This window comes from Bacteroides sp. 90-K9/2, from assembly GCF_047310725.1.
Lineage (GTDB): Bacteria > Bacteroidota > Bacteroidia > Bacteroidales > Bacteroidaceae > Bacteroides > Bacteroides vicugnae.
The window spans coordinates 1,640,250-1,659,718 of the sequence record NZ_JBCGVL010000001.1; the positions used below are offsets into that span (position 1 = coordinate 1,640,250).

General features: G+C 42.5%; 10 protein-coding genes. 6 read left to right on the plus strand and 4 right to left on the minus strand.

Annotated elements, in window-relative coordinates; genetic code table 11:
* Positions 1–12 precede the first annotated feature (12 nt).
* On the minus strand, positions 13–1,734 hold the full coding sequence (locus AAHJ11_RS06305) for a GxGYxYP domain-containing protein (protein WP_148366393.1): 1,722 nt from the start codon (positions 1,732–1,734) through the stop codon (positions 13–15).
* Positions 1,735–2,299: 565 nt separating this feature from the next.
* On the opposite strand from AAHJ11_RS06305, the gene AAHJ11_RS06310 reads away from it, so the two are divergent.
* From AAHJ11_RS06310 to AAHJ11_RS06330, 5 genes are all read left to right on the plus strand, one after another.
* A complete protein-coding gene (locus tag AAHJ11_RS06310; protein WP_258979590.1) occupies positions 2,300–4,891 on the plus strand; it encodes a kelch repeat-containing protein in 2,592 nt (863 codons plus the stop codon).
* Positions 4,892–5,093: 202 nt separating this feature from the next.
* Positions 5,094–5,879 carry a Cof-type HAD-IIB family hydrolase gene (locus AAHJ11_RS06315; RefSeq protein WP_148366396.1) on the plus strand — a complete coding sequence of 262 codons (786 nt, stop codon included), beginning with the start codon at positions 5,094–5,096 and terminating at the stop codon, positions 5,877–5,879.
* A 2-nt stretch (positions 5,880–5,881) separates the two neighbouring features.
* Positions 5,882–7,882 carry a tetratricopeptide repeat protein gene (locus tag AAHJ11_RS06320; protein ID WP_148366397.1) on the plus strand — a complete coding sequence of 667 codons (2,001 nt, stop codon included), beginning with the start codon at positions 5,882–5,884 and terminating at the stop codon, positions 7,880–7,882.
* 353 nt (positions 7,883–8,235) lie between these two features.
* A complete protein-coding gene (locus AAHJ11_RS06325; protein WP_148366398.1) occupies positions 8,236–10,764 on the plus strand; it encodes an AsmA-like C-terminal region-containing protein in 2,529 nt (842 codons plus the stop codon).
* 19 nt (positions 10,765–10,783) lie between these two features.
* Positions 10,784–11,398 carry an L-threonylcarbamoyladenylate synthase gene (locus tag AAHJ11_RS06330; RefSeq protein WP_148366399.1) on the plus strand — a complete coding sequence of 205 codons (615 nt, stop codon included), beginning with the start codon at positions 10,784–10,786 and terminating at the stop codon, positions 11,396–11,398.
* A 104-nt stretch (positions 11,399–11,502) separates the two neighbouring features.
* On the opposite strand, the gene nagB is transcribed toward AAHJ11_RS06330, so the two are convergent.
* Genes nagB through AAHJ11_RS06345 form a run of 3 tightly spaced genes read right to left on the minus strand, consistent with a single transcriptional unit; the run spans position 11,503 to position 14,596 of the window.
* Positions 11,503–12,315 carry a glucosamine-6-phosphate deaminase gene (nagB, locus tag AAHJ11_RS06335; protein WP_148366400.1) on the minus strand — a complete coding sequence of 271 codons (813 nt, stop codon included), beginning with the start codon at positions 12,313–12,315 and terminating at the stop codon, positions 11,503–11,505.
* A gap of 48 nt (positions 12,316–12,363) precedes the next feature.
* Positions 12,364–13,560 carry an FprA family A-type flavoprotein gene (locus tag AAHJ11_RS06340; RefSeq protein ID WP_004305272.1) on the minus strand — a complete coding sequence of 399 codons (1,197 nt, stop codon included), beginning with the start codon at positions 13,558–13,560 and terminating at the stop codon, positions 12,364–12,366.
* Positions 13,561–13,618: 58 nt separating this feature from the next.
* Positions 13,619–14,596 (minus strand): TIGR01212 family radical SAM protein, encoded by a 978-nt coding sequence (locus AAHJ11_RS06345; protein WP_195648520.1) that lies wholly within the window; start codon positions 14,594–14,596, stop codon positions 13,619–13,621.
* A gap of 473 nt (positions 14,597–15,069) precedes the next feature.
* On the opposite strand from AAHJ11_RS06345, the gene AAHJ11_RS06350 reads away from it, so the two are divergent.
* On the plus strand, positions 15,070–19,410 hold the full coding sequence (locus tag AAHJ11_RS06350; RefSeq protein ID WP_320974907.1) for a two-component regulator propeller domain-containing protein: 4,341 nt from the start codon (positions 15,070–15,072) through the stop codon (positions 19,408–19,410).
* Positions 19,411–19,469: the final 59 nt, after the last annotated feature.

The following is a 19,469-nucleotide window of genomic DNA, read 5'->3' on the forward strand; positions in this document are numbered from 1 at the left end:
CTTTAATGTTTTTCAATTAGAATTTATGGCAGAATCTCTATTGACGTGTTTGATTCTTAACCGCCAAAGCAACTCATCTACCGGCACTACCTGTACCTTTTTGTCCAGCAATTGCTTACACCAGTACACGGGAGTCACTCCTCTCGGCGAACGGCTGTTCTGCGGCGCACTGACAATACTGTCTTTCGACTCTTTCTCAAAGCGCGACCAGGCATGAACAATGGTCCACGCTATCTCACCCTCGGGAATTTTATTCGTCGCATCTTCATTAATTACTGCTGCAATCTGGGAGGGAGTACCGGACTTTTCTTTTTCCTGGTTAGCCCATATCTGTCCGCGTGCGGAAATCACCGGAATATCGTTCCCTTTCCGGTCTTTCATCCAAAACACTTTACCATATCCGCCATTATAGGGAGAATACTGCACGGCAAGCATTCCGGCTATTCCCTCCAATTCTTCGGCAAAGACACGATACGCATCCAGAGCTTCTTTCGAATCTATCTTATGACAAATGAAACCAAATGCTTTGATACCCATCTTTTGCATGTGCACATTCACGATACGGGCAAAACTCCGCAACAGTCCCTCTCTGTCGGCGCGCTTTGAAGCAAAAAGGTCGGGGTAATAGTATCCGCCGCCATATTCGGCAAGCGATACGTTCCGTGGCTGACTGTTCATCAGTACATTAAGCACATCGGGAGCAGCCATTGACAGGTTGACCATACACGTAGTGAATGACATGGGAATCTTGCCATTATGTTCGTTACTCCAAAAGTCAGGATTATTGATAAAACTACCCAATGTCCACTGCATATTATCTCCGTCGCTCATCACAAAGGAATGATAAATTGCATCAGATTCCCAATTTATCCGGGCCGGATTAACAGTTTTAATCTTTTTTATTTTTTCGTTGCCGGTGATGGAGAGCATGGCCAGATTCATGCACCAGTCGGAAGCTGTATTAATTAATCCCCAATGGGAACAGGGGGCGATGTGCTGAAATTCCGGGCCGCTATTCCAGCCTATCACCGGTGACAAGGGGCGTACCCACTCCAGTACAGTATCCAGTAATTCGTCCACTCCGTAATAAACCATTCCCTTATGGGCAATGGCATAATCACGATTATTGGCTATCGACGGATTGGTCAGAACGATGAAATTATTGTTCATTCGGGATTTGTGTTCGTCAAACCAGGACTGGGTCAGATTCTCCTTGCTGGCGTCATACAATTTCTTCAAGCCGGATGCTTTTGCCTGTTCTTCCAGCGTTATATCTACCAGAATCCCTTTCAGGATGCCGGCTTGTGCAGTTGCCAGATTGATGGAGTTGTCTTTCCGGTTATAATCATATAGAATGTAACCTTTTATATAGCCTTGCTTTTGAAAGCGTTTCACGACTTCCCAAGTATTCAGGGAACCCCGTTCCTTTACTTTGAGGCGTTTCAGCCAGGCCTTATAATACAACTGATAATCCGGTGTACGATTCTCAACCCAAAGTCCCTCGTTGCCGATACCCTCATTTACTGCTTGCGCGGCAAGTCCGCATAAGGATTGAGCGACATTCATCTCACGAATATCACCGGGACGGGACAGTGTACATTTCAAGATGTAACCGGGCCTTTTCTGAACAGGCCACCAGTTATCCGGTGAAGAGGAAGCAACGACCGGTGAGATGGTTCCTCCCAGCAGCATTCCTATTAAGAAGAGTGTTTTAATTAGATTTTTCTTTTTCATCGTGGCATTAGTTTATATAGACAAAGATATCCGGGAGCCTATAATATATGGGTTAATTTATAGGTTACCTCCCACTTTTATTTTATTAATCCTACCCGAAAAGGGCTTTTTTTCGTGCAAATGTGTTCATCTGCTATCGAACGGTGTCGAAGTTCCGTTCATAGATGAATTTGCAGGGAACGTTCCATTCCATGCATCAGTTTAGGAAACATATCTGTAATTCCAGAATAATTAAATGCATGGGAATTACAGCCAATGACAGGACACACGCCAAAAGCAAAATGATTGGACAACAAAAGGGAGCGACGGGAAGCAATGTCAGAAGAAATATGCATCATGTTCTAATCAGTATTATATAGGTTCATCAATTCGATGACACAAAAATAGGGTCGAAGCAAAAAAAAGGGGTTAATTTTCGGATTAGTGCGCTTTTTATTTCATTAATCACCCCATAAAAAGGTAGATGTCAGGCAATCACCCAAGAGAATTAAACTGAATTATTAGGAATACATGAGGGAAATTTCTAACTTTGCATTGAAACGCATTTCTAAAACGTCGTTTAATTATGCAGAGAACATACCAGTTTTTTATATTCATTGCCATATTTGCTCTTTCTTTTCAACCACTAAAAGGGGCAGGACTGCTCTTTTCAAGAGAAACTCCCCAGACTTATTTAGACTTATTCAGTGGAAACGATATTTCATTCACCAATTCTGTAACGATCTCTTTCGATTTATCTATCCTTAGCCATGAGAGTTTCGGACAGATATGGGTGTATGAGGATAAGGCCGCGCCATATAGTTTTGCTTATATCGGTCGCGATAAGAGCAGTTCATCGTTTGTCATCAACAGCCTTTCGGATAAAAAACAATTTCTCGAAATACCCGTTTCGCCCCAAACTATCGGTGCGCGCAAATGGCTACACGTAGAAACGCGGTTGGACTTTCAGCACCAGAAAGCGGAAGTGACTATCGACGGGCAGAAATACTCGCTCGATGGTATTACTATTCCGAATCCGTCTAAGGCAAATATTATCTTCGGTGCCAATATCAAGGCGATTCCGGAAGTGCCTGTCATGGTGATTAAAAATATCATGGTGCGGGATGAGGCTTCTCATTCTTTCCTGTTCCCGCTCACGGAGTCGGATGGGAATTTGGTGCATGAGGCAGGTAACAAGTTGCACGGAACAGTGGTCCATCCCACATGGCAGATTAATAAACAGTTCTTTTGGCAGGAAATAGGTACGTTCACCAGTTCGGCGGCTGCCGGGATAGCGTTTGACGAACCGGACCGACAGATATTAGTTGTAGGTGATAATAATATAGGTAAGTTCGACATCAACACGCTGAAACTGACCGAATACCCCAAAGAAACGGTGGGCACGCAAACGGGATATTCGGGGGAGGCTATTTATAACCCGGATAAGCAGGAGACTTATTTCTATAACTTAGCGGATATTGGCGGACAAACCGGTCCTTTCTTCTCCACTATTTCGGATAAGGATCTGCCCACCCGTATCGTTTCTCCTCAATTCTCCAATCCGTTGCACCATCATGCTTACTTTTTCGATCAGGCAAGCCAATCGCTCTATATTTTCGGCGGATATGGAAACTACCAGTATTCAAATCTGACTTATCAGTATGACTTCGATCATGGAGCATGGAAGGAGATACAATTTACGGGCGATGTCATTTATCCCCGTATGCACACCGTAGCAGGTAAAGGTCCTGTGGAGGGAAGCTTTTTCGTATTCGGAGGAGTGGGTAACGAAACGGGCAAACAGGAGCTTGGCAAGGATTTCTTCTGCGACCTATATCTGTTTGATACTTCCAAGCGTACCGTCAAGAAATTGTGGAGCAGAGCGTTTCCCGACAATTACTTTATTCCGACCCGCGGGCTTGTGTTCGACAGTAAAAAAGGGTGTATTTATCTTTTGTGCATAGACCGGAAAACAACGAATGCCTCTTTGCATCGGTTTGACGTGAAGACAGGAGAACATGCCATTGTCTCCAACGAGATCGTTTTTCAAACAAACTGTATTCTGTCAACAGCCTATCTGTTCAGTAATCCGGAGGACAATGAATTATATGCCGTCATCCGGTATAGCGAAGATAATAATCCGAAAGCGAAGATTGGTGTCTATAAGTTGAATGCTCCTCCTATTACTTATCAGGAGCTTAAAAAATGGGATACGGACGACGACAACGAAGCAGGCAGAGCTAACCTTTATTATATAATCGGAGGAGTCGTACTTTTGCTGATTCTTTGTTTTGCTTATTATCGGCATAGAAAAAGAGGTAGTACACAAGAGGTAGTATCACCGAGCGTTCCTGAAGATGGTATACCTGTCGATGAGAAGAGTGCCGATGGTAGTAATGTTCCTCAACCCCAATCTCCAATAGATGCATCGGCCAGTACTCCGATAAAGGTCAATGCTGTCTATCTGTTTGGAGATTTTCAGGTATTCGATGCCAAAGGCAACGAAATTGCTTATCGTTTCGGTCCGAAAATAAAACAAATGTTTGTCCTCGTACTGCTTCATTCACACGACGGTCAGGAGGGGATCAGTACTAATAAGCTGTCCGCCCAACTCTGGCCAGAGAAGACTACGACCTCTGCCAAGAATATACGTAACGTCACAATCAACCATCTGCGGAACATTCTAACTGATTTAGAGGGAGTGGAACTTGTTTTCTTAAACGACAAATGGAAGATTGTGTATGGAGATAATTTCTACTGTGACTATCTCAAAGCCTTGAATATAGCAAAAATACTGCAACAGGTTCATTCACCTCAAGAACAAGAAGAAGAGGTGAAGCAACTTATCGGCCTGCTGCAACGAGGCACCTTATTGCCTACTTTTGTACATTACGAATGGTTTGGCAATATCAAAATTAACCATGATGAACTTTTCATCCGGATCATCGAGCAACTGCTTCCTATCGTAGAAGCGAATAATGAAGCCAGAAAGGTTATCGTATTGTCCGATGTGCTTTTTTCGTTCGATGGAATGAGTGAAACGGCATTGACCTTCAAAATAAAAGCACTCAAGAAACTTGGGCAGAAAGCATACGCACAAAGTGTTTATGACCGTTTCCAAAAGGAGTACCAGCAACTCTATGGAGAGAAGTATAAGGAAAATTCGTTAGAAGAATAAGGATTTAATGTCATGCTTGGGAAACTCTTTTTCCTTCAAAAGAATAAAGGACCCTATTATAACTAATGATTTTATTAGGCACTTTTAAATAATTGCGTTCCTATCGATAAGAGTAGAGACTTAAAAAAAGCATAAGAGAAATCTCCTAATTGCTATTTACATAGAAAAATAGTACTTTTGTACTCCATTCAAAAAAGAATTTATGACGAAAGCATTATTTTTTGATATAGACGGAACATTGGTCAGTTTTGAAACTCACCGCATCCCGTCGTCTACCATTGAGGCACTAGAAGCCGCCCGTGCAAAAGGACTGAAGATATTTATCGCTACAGGACGTCCGAAAGCCATAATCAACAACCTCTCCGAATTGCAAGACCGGAATCTGATCGATGGATATATTACCATGAACGGGGCTTACTGCTTTGTCGGGGAACAGGTAATCTATAAAAGTGCCATCCCCCAAGACGAAGTAAAAGCGATGGGAGATTTCTGCGAGAAAAAAGGTGTTCCCTGCATTTTTGTAGAAGAACATAATATCTCTGTCTGCCAACCTGATGACATGGTGAAAAAGATATTCTATGATTTCCTGCACGTGAATGTGATTCCGACTGTATCTTTCGAGGAGGCAACCAGCAAGGAAGTCATCCAAATGACACCCTTTATCACGGAAGAGGAAGAAAAAGAAATCCGTCCGTCTATTCCTACCTGCGAGATAGGCCGGTGGTATCCTGCATTTGCCGATGTGACCGCCAAAGGAGACACCAAGCAAAAGGGCATTGATGAAATAATCCGCTATTTTGATATTAAACTCGAAGATACCATGGCTTTCGGAGACGGAGGAAATGACATCAGCATGCTCCGCCATGCAGCCATCGGAGTAGCCATGGGACAAGCCAAAGAGGATGTGAAAGCCGCTGCCGATTATGTGACAGCTCCCATTGACGAGGATGGCATCAGCAAGGCAATGAAGCATTTTGGTATTATCTGATTATGAGTGTAGACACCAATAACGCAGCGTTTCAGGACGCCCTGAATCTGATTCAATATACGCGTCAATCGGTTTTCCTGACCGGGAAAGCGGGTACAGGGAAATCTACATTCCTGCGTTACGTCTGCGAAAACACCAAAAAGAAACATGTTGTACTCGCCCCGACAGGCATCGCTGCTATCAATGCCGGAGGAAGTACGATGCACAGTTTCTTCAAACTCCCTTTCTATCCGCTGCTGCCGGATGACCCGAACTTGAGTCTCCAGCGTGGTCGTATCCATGAATTTTTCAAATACACCAAGCCTCAGCGGAAGCTGTTGGAACAAATAGAACTGGTCATCATCGACGAAATTTCAATGGTAAGGGCGGATATCATTGATGCCATCGACCGAATCCTACGTGTATACTCTCACAATCTGCGCGAACCTTTCGGAGGAAAACAACTGTTATTAGTAGGTGACGTATTCCAACTGGAACCCGTCGTAAAGAACGACGAACGGGAAATATTGAATCGCTTCTATCCCACTCCCTACTTTTTCTCTGCCAGAGTATTCGGACAGATAGATCTGGTATCCATCGAACTTCAAAAAGTATACCGTCAAACAGACCCCGTTTTTGTCGGTGTCCTCGACCATATCCGGAACAATACAGCCGGAGCGGCCGATCTGCAACTACTGAACACCCGTTATGGAAGTCAGATAGAAGAATCGGAAGCTGATATGTATATCACTTTGGCCACCCGCAGAGATACGGTAGACTCTATCAACGAAAAGAAACTGGCAGAACTTCCCGGCGACTCCATTACTTTTGAAGGAGTCATCGAAGGAGATTTCCCCGAAAGCAGTTTGCCCACTTCACAAGAACTCGTACTGAAACCCGGTGCACAAATCATCTTTATTAAAAATGATTTCGACCGCAGGTGGGTAAACGGTACCATTGGTGTCATTGCCGGAATTGATGAGGAAGAAGAAACGATCTATGTTATCACCGATGATGGAAAAGAGTGTGACGTAAAGCGTGAGTCATGGCGCAATATCCGTTATCGCTACAACGAAAAGACCAAAGAAATAGAAGAAGAAGTCTTAGGCAGCTTCACCCAATACCCCATCCGGTTAGCTTGGGCCATCACTGTCCATAAGAGTCAGGGACTGACTTTCAGCCGTGTAGTCATCGACTTCACAGGTGGTGTATTTGCAGGTGGACAAGCATACGTGGCACTAAGCCGTTGTACCTCACTGGACGGTATTCAGCTCAAAAAACCTATTAACCGTGCCGACGTCTTCGTCCGCCCCGAAATCGTAAACTTTGCCGGACGCTTCAACGACCGCCAGGCTATCGACAAAGCTCTGAAACAAGCACAGGCCGATGTGCAATACGCCGCCGCTTCACGCGCTTTCGATAAAGGAGACATGGAAGAATGCCTGGAACAGTTTTTTCGTGCTATCCATTCCCGCTACGATATTGAAAAACCTGTTCCCCGCCGTTTAATCCGCCGCAAGCTCGGTATCATCAATACGCTAAAAGAGCAAAATAAAAAACTCAAAGAACAAATGCGTGAACAACAGGAACGCATACGACAATATGCCCATGAATATCTATTAATGGGTAACGAATGTATTACCCAAGCCCACGATATACGCGCTGCCCTCGCCAACTACGATAAAGCCCTTAGCCTCGACCCTAATTATGTGGACGCCTGGGTGAGAAAAGGCATCACCCTCTTCAACAATAAAGAATATTTTGACGCTGAAAACTGCTTCAACATCGCAGTCAACCTCCATCCCGCAAACTTCAAGGCTGTTTATAATCGGGGAAAACTTCGATTAAAAACGGAAGATACAGAAGGAGCAATTGCAGATTTGGACAAAGCAACAAGTCTGAAACCGGAACATGCCGGAGCACATGAGCTATTCGGGGATGCCCTGTTGAAGGTAGGTAAAGAAGGGGAAGCTGCTTTGCAATGGAGAATTGCGGAAGAACTCAAAAAGAAAAAAGGGAAATAAAACAGCCCCTTTGGCGAAGTTAATTCAATACCGAAATGAGGTAAATGCTCATTTATGAGTTCACCACAGAGGACACAGAGGTTTAATATTTTTTATTCACTATAGAGTAACACAGCTTCTCACGTATTTATCGCTCTGTTTTACTTGCAGAAAGAGAGAAAAGAACTCTGTGTCCTCCGTGTCCTCTGTGGTGAAATTATTTAGCGAAGAGATATGCATTCATTATTTTTCTTTATATCCAAATCTTATTGTTGTTTAATAATGACATGTTTTTCAAGAGCGAGGTACTATTAATCAAAAACTTTTATTAGTTTTGCTCTTTGTAATATCTCAAACTCTTAAAATAGAAGCAAATGAAAAAAGGTTTGAAAATCGCAGCTATCACAGTAGGAGTCATCATCATTCTGATGTTCCTTCTTCCTTTCGCCTTCCAGGGAAAGATAGCCGACATTGTAAAAACAGAAGGCAACAAAATGCTTAATGCACAATTTGACTTTAAGAACCTTAACATTAGCCTGTTCCGTAACTTTCCACAGGCTTCTGTCACTCTCGAAGATTTCTGGTTGAAAGGTACTGGTGAATTCGCCAATGACACCCTTGTACAGGCCGGAGAAGTTACTGCCGCAGTCAACTTATTCTCTCTTTTCGGAGATAGCGGTTACGATATTTCTAAAATATTTATTGAAGATACACGGTTACATGCCATTGTATTGCCGGACGGACGTGCCAACTGGGATATCATGAAACCGGATACAACAGCAACTGCCGAAACTCCTGTTTCAGAAGAAGAAGCATCTTCTCCTTTCAAAGTAAAGCTACAACGGTTTGTTATCAAAAACATGAACCTGATTTATGACGATCAACAAGGGAAGATGTATGCTGATATCCGCGACTTTAACGCAAGCTGCGCCGGAGACTTAGGAAGTGACCGTACTACTCTGAAACTGGAGGCGGAAACCCAATCACTTACTTACAAGATGAATGGAATCCCTTTCCTTGCCAATGCCAATATCTCCGCAACAATGGATGTGGATGCCGACCTTGCCAATAATAAATACACATTAAAAGACAACACCATCCGCCTCAACGCCATTCAGGCAGGTATCGACGGTTGGGTAGCTTTGAAAGATCCGGCTATCGACATGGACCTGAAACTTAACACGAACGATATCGGGTTTAAGGAAATCCTGTCACTGATCCCAGCCATTTATGCTACGGAATTCTCCAGTCTGAAAACAGACGGAACCGCTACGCTTACCGCAACGGCGAAAGGTATCTTGCAAGGCGACACCGTTCCTGCATTCAACATTGATATGCAAGTCAAGAATGCCATGTTCCGCTATCCGGCTTTACCGGCAGGAGTGGATCAAATCAATATCAGTGCCAACGTCCAGAACCCGGGAGGAAATATCGACCTGACTACGGTCAATATCAATCCTTTCAGTTTCCGTCTTGCCGGAAATCCGTTTAGCCTGACGGCTAATGTGAAAACGCCGGTCAGCGATCCGGACTTTAAAGCTGAAGCTAAAGGGATTCTCAACTTAGGCATGATCAAACAAGTCTATCCACTTGGAGACATGGAGTTGAACGGTACCATTGATGCTGATATGCAAATGTCGGGACGACTTTCCTATATCGAAAAAGAGGAATACGAACGTATGCAAGCTTCGGGCACTATCGGACTGACGGGTATGAAACTCAAAATGAAAGATATGCCGGACGTAGAAATCAAGAAGTCCCTCTTCACTTTCACCCCGAAATACCTCCAGTTGAGCGAAACAACCGTCAACATCGGGAAGAATGATATCACAGCCGACAGCAGGTTTGAAAACTATATCGGTTATGCATTGAAGGGTACTACATTGAAAGGGAACCTGAATATCCGTTCCAACTATTTTAATCTGAACGACTTCATGACCGCTTCTGCGGATGAAACGACTGCATCAGAAACTGCGTCTACCGACTCCGTAGCTACAGCTGCCACGGGTATTATGGAAGTTCCCCGCAACATCGACTTCCAAATGGACGCTAACCTGAAACAGGTGTTATTCGATAAGATGTCTTTCAATAATATGAACGGTAAGCTTGTGATAAAAGATGGCAAAGTGGATATGAAAAATCTCTCCATGAACACCATGGGTGGCAACGTGGTCATGAACGGCTACTACTCCACTGCCAACGTAAAGAAGCCGGAAATGAAAGCCGGATTCAAACTCTCCAATATCGGTTTCGCACAAGCTTACAAAGAGTTGGATATGGTGCAGAAGATGGCTCCTATCTTCGAAAACCTGAAAGGTAATTTCTCCGGAAGCATCAATGTACTGACAGATCTGGATGCAACCATGAGCCCTGTACTGAATACAATGCAAGGTGATGGCAGCCTTTCCACCCGTGATCTTAGTTTAAGCGGAGTGAAAGCAATTGACGAGATAGCCGATGCCGTTAAACAGCCAAGTCTGAAAGACATGAAGGTGAAAGATATGACACTGGATTTCACCATCAAAGACGGACGCGTAGAAACCAAACCGTTCGATATCAAGATGGGAGACTACACATTGAATCTTTCCGGTAGCACAGGCCTCGATCAAACCATCGACTATTCCGGAAAAGTGAAGCTGCCCGCATCTGTAGGCAATATCTCTAAACTAATGACTCTCGACTTGAAGATCGGCGGTTCATTTACCTCTCCGAAAGTCAGCGTCGATACTAAAAGTATGGCCAACCAAGCTGTCGAAGCTGTAGCCGATGAAGCTATCAGCAAACTCGGACAGAAACTAGGACTGGACTCTGCCGCTACCGCCAATAAGGACTCAATCAAACAAAAGGTGACAGAGAAGGCTGCAGAAAAGGCACTGGATTTCTTAAAAAAGAAACTCAAATAAGAAAGAAGGAGAATGAATTATGCTTCTGAAGCTATATGACAAAAATAATAACCCGCAGGATTTACAACGAATCATCGATATCCTGAATGACGGCGGACTGATTATCTATCCCACTGATACGATGTACGCCATCGGCTGTCATGGTTTGAAGGAACGTGCCATAGAAAGGATATGCCGGATCAAAGAGATAGACCCTCGAAAGAACAACCTGTCTATCATCTGTTATGACTTGAGTAGCATCAGCGAATATGCGAAAGTAGACAATAATATCTTCAAGCTGATGAAGCATAATCTTCCGGGGCCATTTACTTTTATTTTGAACGGAACCAATCGGTTGCCCAAAATCTTCCGCAACCGGAAAGAAGTGGGTATCCGTATGCCGGATAATAACATCATCCGCGAAATCGCACGCCTGTTGGATGCTCCCATTATGACTACCACACTGCCCTACGAAGAGCATGAGGACTTGGAATATATGACAGATCCCGAACTGATAGATGAGAAGTTCGGTGACATCGTTGATCTGGTCATTGACGGAGGTATCGGAGGTATAGAACCTTCTACCGTAGTGAAATGTACCGACGACGAGCCGGAAATCATCCGGCAAGGGAAAGGATGGCTGGAAGAGAATTAATATCTTTCCACCGGAATCAATCTTTCTATCAAAAAAAGGGCTGCCCTCCGTTCGATACGGAAGCAGCCCATTCTTTTGATGGAATCCATTCAGAGGATAGAATCTTACTTAATCAATGATTCCGGATCCAAATGAGCAGATTCGATATCTTTAAAGTAACGGTAAGTACCCACTTTCAATTCCGCCGTAGCAGCATCATCACAAACGATAATACCCTTTTCATGCATTTGCAATGCACTGATTGTCCACATCTGTGTGATAGCACCTTCTACAGCGTGATACAAAGCACGAGCTTTGTTATGACCATTTACAATAATCATCACTTCTTTTGCAGAAAGCACAGTACCCACTCCCACTGTCAAAGAAGTCTTAGGAACTTTGTTGATGTCATTATCAAAGAAACGGGAGTTAGCAATGATGGTATCCATTGTTAACGTTTTCTGACGAGTGCGTGAAGTCAATGAAGATCCCGGTTCGTTGAACGCAATATGTCCGTCAGGACCGATACCGCCCATAAACAGGTCAATGCCACCATATGACTTGATCTTTTCTTCGTAACGAGCACATTCTGCATCCAAATCAGGAGCATTACCATTCAGAATATTCGTATTCTCCGGTTTGATATCGATATGACCGAAAAAGTTATTCCACATGAAAGAATAATAGCTTTCCGGATGTTCTTTCGGCAATCCTACATATTCGTCCATGTTGAATGTTACCACATTCCGGAAGGAAACGATTCCTTTCTTATTCAGGTCAATCAAAGCTTTATACATGCCCAGAGGAGATGATCCGGTAGGACAGCCCAACACAAATGGTTTTTCGGGGGTTGGATTGGCAGCTTTTATTTTAGCGGCAACATAATGTGCAGCCCACAGAGATACGGACTGATAGTCCGGCTGAATAATAAGTCTCATAAGTCGATTGTTTTATAGGTTAGTTAATAAATTATCTCATTCACTGTTTTAACGATCTTTCTTCAAACGGTCTGCCATGGCACGTGCCAGATTTTCGCACTGGGTATAAGTCAGGTCTTTCATCGCCTGCTTCATCTCCACCGGATCACCGATCAATTCGAATTTACTCTTTTCAGCAAACTCCGCCAGACGTTTCACCGCTGCACCTGCCCATGCGAAAGAACCGAAGTAACCCAAATAGCGTCCCTTCACCTCACGCAGCAGAATCTTTGAAAGCAGCGCTTCCACCTCCGGGAATATCTGATTACTATACGTAGGAGAACCGATAATCAATCCCTTATAACGGAAAATATCCGCTATAATATAAGAAGGATGACTCTTTGTCACGTTATGCATAACGATATTCTTAACCCCCTGTGCAGAAAGCTCTTCAGCAATAGCTTCCGCCATCTGCTCCGTATTTCCATACATGCTTCCGTAAGCAATAACAACACCTTCATCCGCATCATAACGGCTCAAACGATCATATATACCGATCACCTTTGCAATATTCTCCGTCCATACCGGTCCGTGAGTAGAACAAATGGCAGAAATGGGAAGTCCGCCCAATTTCTGCAAAGCCTTTTGCACGGGGCTTCCGTATTTACCAACGATATTAGAGTAATAACGGACCATTTCTCCCCAATACTTATCTACATTGATCCGAGTATCCAGGAATCCGCCATCCACCGTACCAAAACATCCGAATCCGTCGCCGGAGAAAAGAACTCCATCCGTTTCATCAAAAGTCATCATCGTTTCCGGCCAATGCACCATCGGAGTCATATAAAAACGCAGTTTGTGACGTCCCAAAGCAAGGAAATCACCATCCTTTACCAGATATTGTTCACCGGTTACCCCATAGAAACCTTCAATCATACCGAATGTCTGCTTATTACCCACAATGATAATCTCCGGATAATGTTGTTTAATCAATCGGATAGATCCCGAATGATCCGGTTCCATGTGATTTATAATCAAATAATTAATGGGACGTTCTCCAATCACTTGCTTGATTTTACGCAAGTAGACTTCAAAATAACAGATATCTACCGTATCTACCAATGCCACCATTTCATCATCAATCAGATAAGAGTTATATGAAACTCCATAGGGCAATGGCCACATCGCTTCAAATCTGTGCTTGTTACGGTCATTTACTCCCACATAGTGGACATTTCCTTTAATTCTTGTTTTACTTTCCATCTTTCAAATCCATTAAATATTTCTTCCACTATTCTATACTCCGCAAAACAGCTGTTTATTAAGTGGTAAGTTTATCGTCTGCAAAAATAATCCTTTTTTCCGAATCCCTATACTTCTTACCTTGATAAGCACCTCTTTCTTTCATTCTTTTTTGTAAACGAGCTACAAATTCATAATTTTTCAATCCCCAGTCCGGAGCTATTAATAAATCTTTAGGAGATTGGGAAACAAAGCGTTCCACAACCATATCCGGACGGAGATGCTCTACATAATCAATCACCAGATCAATGTATTCCTCAACCTCACTAAACAAATGAAAGTCAGCAGGAGTTACGTCATACTCATGTGCCATTCGCGTACCACGGATCAACTGTAACTGATGAATTTTGAGCGTAGCTAAAGGCAGATCGGAAAGAATTTCCGCTTGCGCCACCATTGTATCATGCGTTTCTCCCGGAAGCCCGAGGATGATATGTCCACCTGTCAGGATACCACAGGCCGCTGTCTGGCACACAGCTTCTACTGTATCTGCATAAGTATGCCCCCGGTTAATACGTCTCAAGGTTTCATCACAAGTGCTTTCGATCCCATATTCTACCATGAGAAACGTATGTTTGTTCAATTCTTCCAGATAACGCAACAAGCTTTCCGGCATACAATCGGGACGCGTACCAATCACCAGCCCGACTACTCCATCCACCGCCAATGCTTCCTCATACTTACGCTTCAAGCCTTCCAACTCCGCATACGTATTGGTATAAGCCTGAAAGTAGGCTAAATATTTCATTTCCGGATATTTATGGGCAAAAAAACATTTGCCTTCTTCCAACTGGGTAGTAACAGATTTCTCTGTCCGACAATAATCCGGATTAAAAGTCTGGTTATTACAATACGTACATCCGCCCCATCCTTTTGTTCCATCACGATTAGGGCAAGTGAAACCTGCATTCAATGAAATCTTTTGTACTTTGTAAGGAAAATATTTCCGCAGAAAAGTAGGGAAATCATTATATAATAGCTGCGTAGACATATTCATTCACTTTTTTTCTTTATTTTACCTACAAACATAAGCAAAATCAACGAGTTACGGAAAGTTGGCACAAAATATCTTCAATATATTAAAAAAATCATAATTACTATAAGATAAATTAATAAATATTGCAATACGAAAAACTATTTAATTAGCTTTGCTATGATTTTAGGCATTGGCAGGAGGATACTTGTGAAAGTCTTGTGCAATTTATTCCCCAATTATGATTTCATCTCACCATACCCCATGCAACTCTTGTCAATAAAATTATCCTCTTTATAATCTGAAAAGATTATAAAGAGGATTTTTTACTAATATGATTCCTTGACTTTATCTAAAACACAAAATAGAAATCAGAGCTATATAGCAAGAAGAGGAAAAAATAGGCAAAAACGAGTATTATTCGTTCAAACCACCTATCTATCTTTCTATTCTGCTTTGTTTTCTCTATTTTTGCTACAAACATTAAAACAACTACTATGAAACGGCTCCATATTCTATTTCTTTTTCTGACAATAACAATCACTCTAACCGCTCAACCCATCTGTCAGGTCAAACACTTTTCGGTAAGTGACGGTCTCGCTCAAGGAGTAGTGATGAGCATATTACAGGATCAGAAAGGGCTTGTTTGGTTTAGTACCTGGAATGGGCTTAACAAATTTGACGGATACACGTTTAAGACTTATAAAACTTCGCAAGAAAGTAAATATGCATTCGGAAGCAATCGCATGGGGACTATTTCAGAAAGCAAATACGGAGATATATGGTGTCCCACTTACGATGGACAAGCTTGTCTTTTTGATGTGGAAACCGAGAAGTTTATCGATGTCCTCCAACCTATTGAGCTTGCCACGAAACAAACAAATGATGTCACGCGTATTTATTCGCTGGAGAAAGGGATCGCCTGGATTCTCTGTAAAAACGGATATGCTTTCAGAGTAGACGAACAACGATGTAAAAAAGGAGAAGGTATCACTCTTTATTCAACTTCCAACCACAATCTGAAAGGAGATCAGATATTGAGCGTTTATCAAGACTCTGAAGAAGATGAATGGATATTGACGGACAAAGGTGTTTCTATCATAGGAAAGAAAACACTGGATACAGACTTTCCTTTCCAGTTTATCACTCAAATAAAAGAAACCATCTATCTGATTGCAGAAAATGACAAGTTAGCCAGATATAACTTCCACACTAAAAAACTGAAATTCGTAGACATTCCTTATCCCCATCATAAAATAAACAATGTCACTGCCATAGGAAAAGATATGCTGGCATTGGGAACGGACAATGGACTCATTTTATATTCTATCCCGAAGAATAGTTTCCAGCAAATAGACATCCGTACAGCTACCCAAACTTCCAACGATGTGGAATCTGTCTATCAAGACCACTTGGGAGATATCTGGATCTTTTCAAAAGATCCGGGGATTGTTCATCTTAACCTCGCGACCCATGAAAAAGAGCATCTGTTCACTCCCAAAGATGAGATTATCAAGCATGGGCGTAAAAGTCGCAAACTTATTTTTGAAGACAATGCGAAAAACCTATGGCTACTCCCCACGGAAGGAAACTTTTGCTACTATGACCGGAAAGAAAGAACTCTCAAACCGCTTCTTACGGATATCAATAATCCCAAGTCTATTTTCAGTCCGTTAGTCAGGTCTTATACATTGGATAATCAGGGGAACTGCTGGTTTGCAACAGCACGCGGCGTAGAGAAACTATGCTTCTTTCCACAGAGTTATCAATTTAACTTGACTGATTACGAGGCGGAAACACGTGCCTTCCTGCAAGACAGCAATCAACGTCTATGGACAGCATCGAAATCTAATTATATCCAGATATTTGCACCGGATGGTAGCTTGGCGGGATATTTATCCAAACAAGGAAATATCATTAAAGAAAAACAGTCGTTCTATAATGGAGTATATTCCATTCTGGAAGATAAAGATGGAAATATCTGGTTGGGGACTAAAGATATCGGACTTTTCCAACTCAAAAAGACAGGAGTAAATCATTATTCTATTCACCATTTTGAACACCAGCCAAACGATCCTTATAGTTTAAGCAGCAATAGCATTTATGCCATCTTTCAGGACAGTCGCAACAACATTTGGGTGGGATGTTATGGGGGCGGTTTAAATATGCTGACACAGGATAAAGATGGAAAAACATCCTTTATTCATAGTAATAATGAATTAAGAAACTATCCCATAGCTTACGGTATGAAAGTACGCAATATTGCAGAAGCTCCGGGAGGAGTGATTTTGGTGGGAACGACTAACGGGCTGCTTACATTCTCAAACAACTTCGAACGTCTGGAAGAAATTAAATTCTACCGGAATATCCATAGGCCGGGAGATAAAAACAGTCTTAGTGCCAATGATATCATGCATATCTATACAGACAAGAATAAAACCACTTATGTCATCAGCTTTACCGGAGGTGTAAACAAAGTGATATCTCCCAACCTGCTTAGCGATCATATCCAATTCAAGAACTACGACAAGAACAACGGGTTGGCCTCCGACTTGGCACTATCAATCATTGAAGATGCACAGAATCAATTATGGGTTGTTTCGGAGATTGCGCTCTCCAAGTTCGATCCGGCCAAAGAAACTTTTGAGAACTATGAATTAAGTTCCATCTATCAGGAGTTCAATTTCTCCGAAGCTCTTCCTATCATCAATGCCCGTAACCAAATTGTATTGGGAACTGATAAAGGCTTTCTGGAAGTTTCTCCGGAGAAGATGCGGAAGAGTAGCTATGTTCCTCCTATTGTGTTTACAGGACTCAAGATTCAAGGACACCTTACCGATCACTCCATTGACAATCTGGAAGAATTGGAACTGGAACCGTCGCAAAGGAATGTAACTTTCCAGTTTGCTGCGCTTGATTATGTCAATCCGAAAGGGATTCTATATGCTTATCGCCTGCAAGGATTAGAGAAAGAATGGAATGAAGCAGATAATAACCGTTCCGCTAGCTACATCAACTTACCTGCAGGCAAATATCAGTTGCAGATAAAGTCAACAAACAGTGACGGGGTCTGGGTGGACAATGTACGGACTCTATCTATACATGTACTCCCCACCTTTTGGGAAACCTACTGGGCATGGCTGCTCTATTTCATTCTATTCATACTCTTTACGGCAAGCATCGTATATGTATTATTTTACATCTACCGGTTACGTCACAGAGTGGATATGGAACAACAATTAGCAAATATCAAACTGCGATTTTTTACGGACATATCTCATGAGTTACGCACTCCGCTGACTTTAATCAGTAGTCCTGTGACAGAGGTATTAGAGAATGAACCTCTTTCTCCTTCTGCCCGTGAACACTTGACTTTGGTACATCAGAACACAGAGCGCATGCTCCGACTGATGAATCAGATTCTGGATTTCCGCAAGATTCAGAATCAGAAAATGAAACTACTGATTGAAGAAACCGATTTGATTCCACTTCTGCAAAAGGTGATGAGTAGCTTCAAACTGATAGCCGAAGAAAAGAACATAAACTATCAGCTGACTTCTACCATCCAATCGGTGTATAGCTGGGTGGACAGAGACAAGTTTGAAAAGATATTCTTCAATCTGCTTTCCAATGCATTCAAGTATACACCTGCCGACAAATCGATCACCGTTCATATCACAACGAAAGAGAAGACGGTAGAGATAGAGGTTGCAGACGAAGGAATCGGAATTGCAGTAGAAAAGCAACATTCCTTGTTCCAACGTTTCGAGTCATTGGTAAAACAGAATATTCTGCAACCATCTTCCGGAATCGGACTGTCTCTCGTGAAAGAGATGGTGGAAATGCATCATGGCACTATTACAGTAAATAGTCAACCCGGAGTAGGCAGCCGTTTTACAGTAAGCTTGCCTTTACAACGGGAAATTTTCGAAGAGGATGTGCAGGTAGAATTTATCCTGAATGATAGCCAGCGTTCAGCGCCTCATCCCGTCGATAGCATGAAAGCACCGGAAGAGGTGGAAAAAAAAGAAGACCTTGAGACTAATTCGGATAGTTTCTCCATACTGGTGGTAGAAGATAATGAAGAGTTAAAGGCTTTTCTGAAAAGTATTTTATCGGAGAATTATACGGTAATCACAGCTTCCAATGGTGAAGAGGGATTGCAACATGCTGTTGACGATCTGCCCGATCTTATTATCAGTGATGTTATGATGCCGGTAATGGACGGTTTAGAAATGATCAGGCAAATCAAAGAGAACAACAATATTTGCCATATCCCCATCATCGTATTATCTGCCAAAGCCTCTCTGGACGACCGTATCGCCGGATTGGAACAAGGCATTGACGATTATATCACCAAACCTTTCAGTGCTACTTATCTAAAGACCCGTGTAGCCTCCTTGTTACGACAACGCAAAGCATTGCAGGAGCTCTATATGAATAGACTGATGGAAGGAAAGAAGACCTCTTCTCCCGATCCTCTGACTCCTTCACAACCACAGATTACTCCATACGACGAGCAATTTATGGAGAAAGTAATGGCATACATGGAAGAACAGATGGACAACGCCGAACTAACGATTGACGAATTTGCAGAACAGTTGATGCTTAGCCGCACAATCTTCTACCGGAAATTAAAATCAATTGTCGGGTTGACACCAGTTGACTTTATACGGGAAATACGTATCAAACGTGCTGTACAACTGATTGACAGCAACGAATATAACTTCTCACAGGTAGCATACATGACGGGGTTCAACGATCCTAAATATTTCAGCAAGTGCTTCAAAAAAGTGATAGGAATTACTCCGTCAGAATATAAAGAAAGGAAAAAGTGAAGAAATCCTCCTTTTCTACCGGATATTCCCCACAAAAAGAATGAAAAGGGCGTACTATT

Excerpts from the sequence above, each read along its gene's own strand:
- AAHJ11_RS06305 (WP_148366393.1), bottom strand. The coding sequence starts at position 1,734 with ATGAAAAAGAAAAATCTAATTAAAACACTCTTCTTAATAGGAATGCTG.
- AAHJ11_RS06310 (WP_258979590.1), top strand. The coding sequence starts at position 2,300 with ATGCAGAGAACATACCAGTTTTTTATATTCATTGCCATATTTGCTCTT.
- AAHJ11_RS06315 (WP_148366396.1), top strand. The coding sequence starts at position 5,094 with ATGACGAAAGCATTATTTTTTGATATAGACGGAACATTGGTCAGTTTT.
- AAHJ11_RS06320 (WP_148366397.1), top strand. The coding sequence starts at position 5,882 with ATGAGTGTAGACACCAATAACGCAGCGTTTCAGGACGCCCTGAATCTG.
- AAHJ11_RS06325 (WP_148366398.1), top strand. The coding sequence starts at position 8,236 with ATGAAAAAAGGTTTGAAAATCGCAGCTATCACAGTAGGAGTCATCATC.
- AAHJ11_RS06330 (WP_148366399.1), top strand. The coding sequence starts at position 10,784 with ATGCTTCTGAAGCTATATGACAAAAATAATAACCCGCAGGATTTACAA.
- nagB (WP_148366400.1), bottom strand. The coding sequence starts at position 12,315 with ATGAGACTTATTATTCAGCCGGACTATCAGTCCGTATCTCTGTGGGCT.
- AAHJ11_RS06340 (WP_004305272.1), bottom strand. The coding sequence starts at position 13,560 with ATGGAAAGTAAAACAAGAATTAAAGGAAATGTCCACTATGTGGGAGTA.
- AAHJ11_RS06345 (WP_195648520.1), bottom strand. The coding sequence starts at position 14,596 with ATGAATATGTCTACGCAGCTATTATATAATGATTTCCCTACTTTTCTG.
- AAHJ11_RS06350 (WP_320974907.1), top strand. The coding sequence starts at position 15,070 with ATGAAACGGCTCCATATTCTATTTCTTTTTCTGACAATAACAATCACT.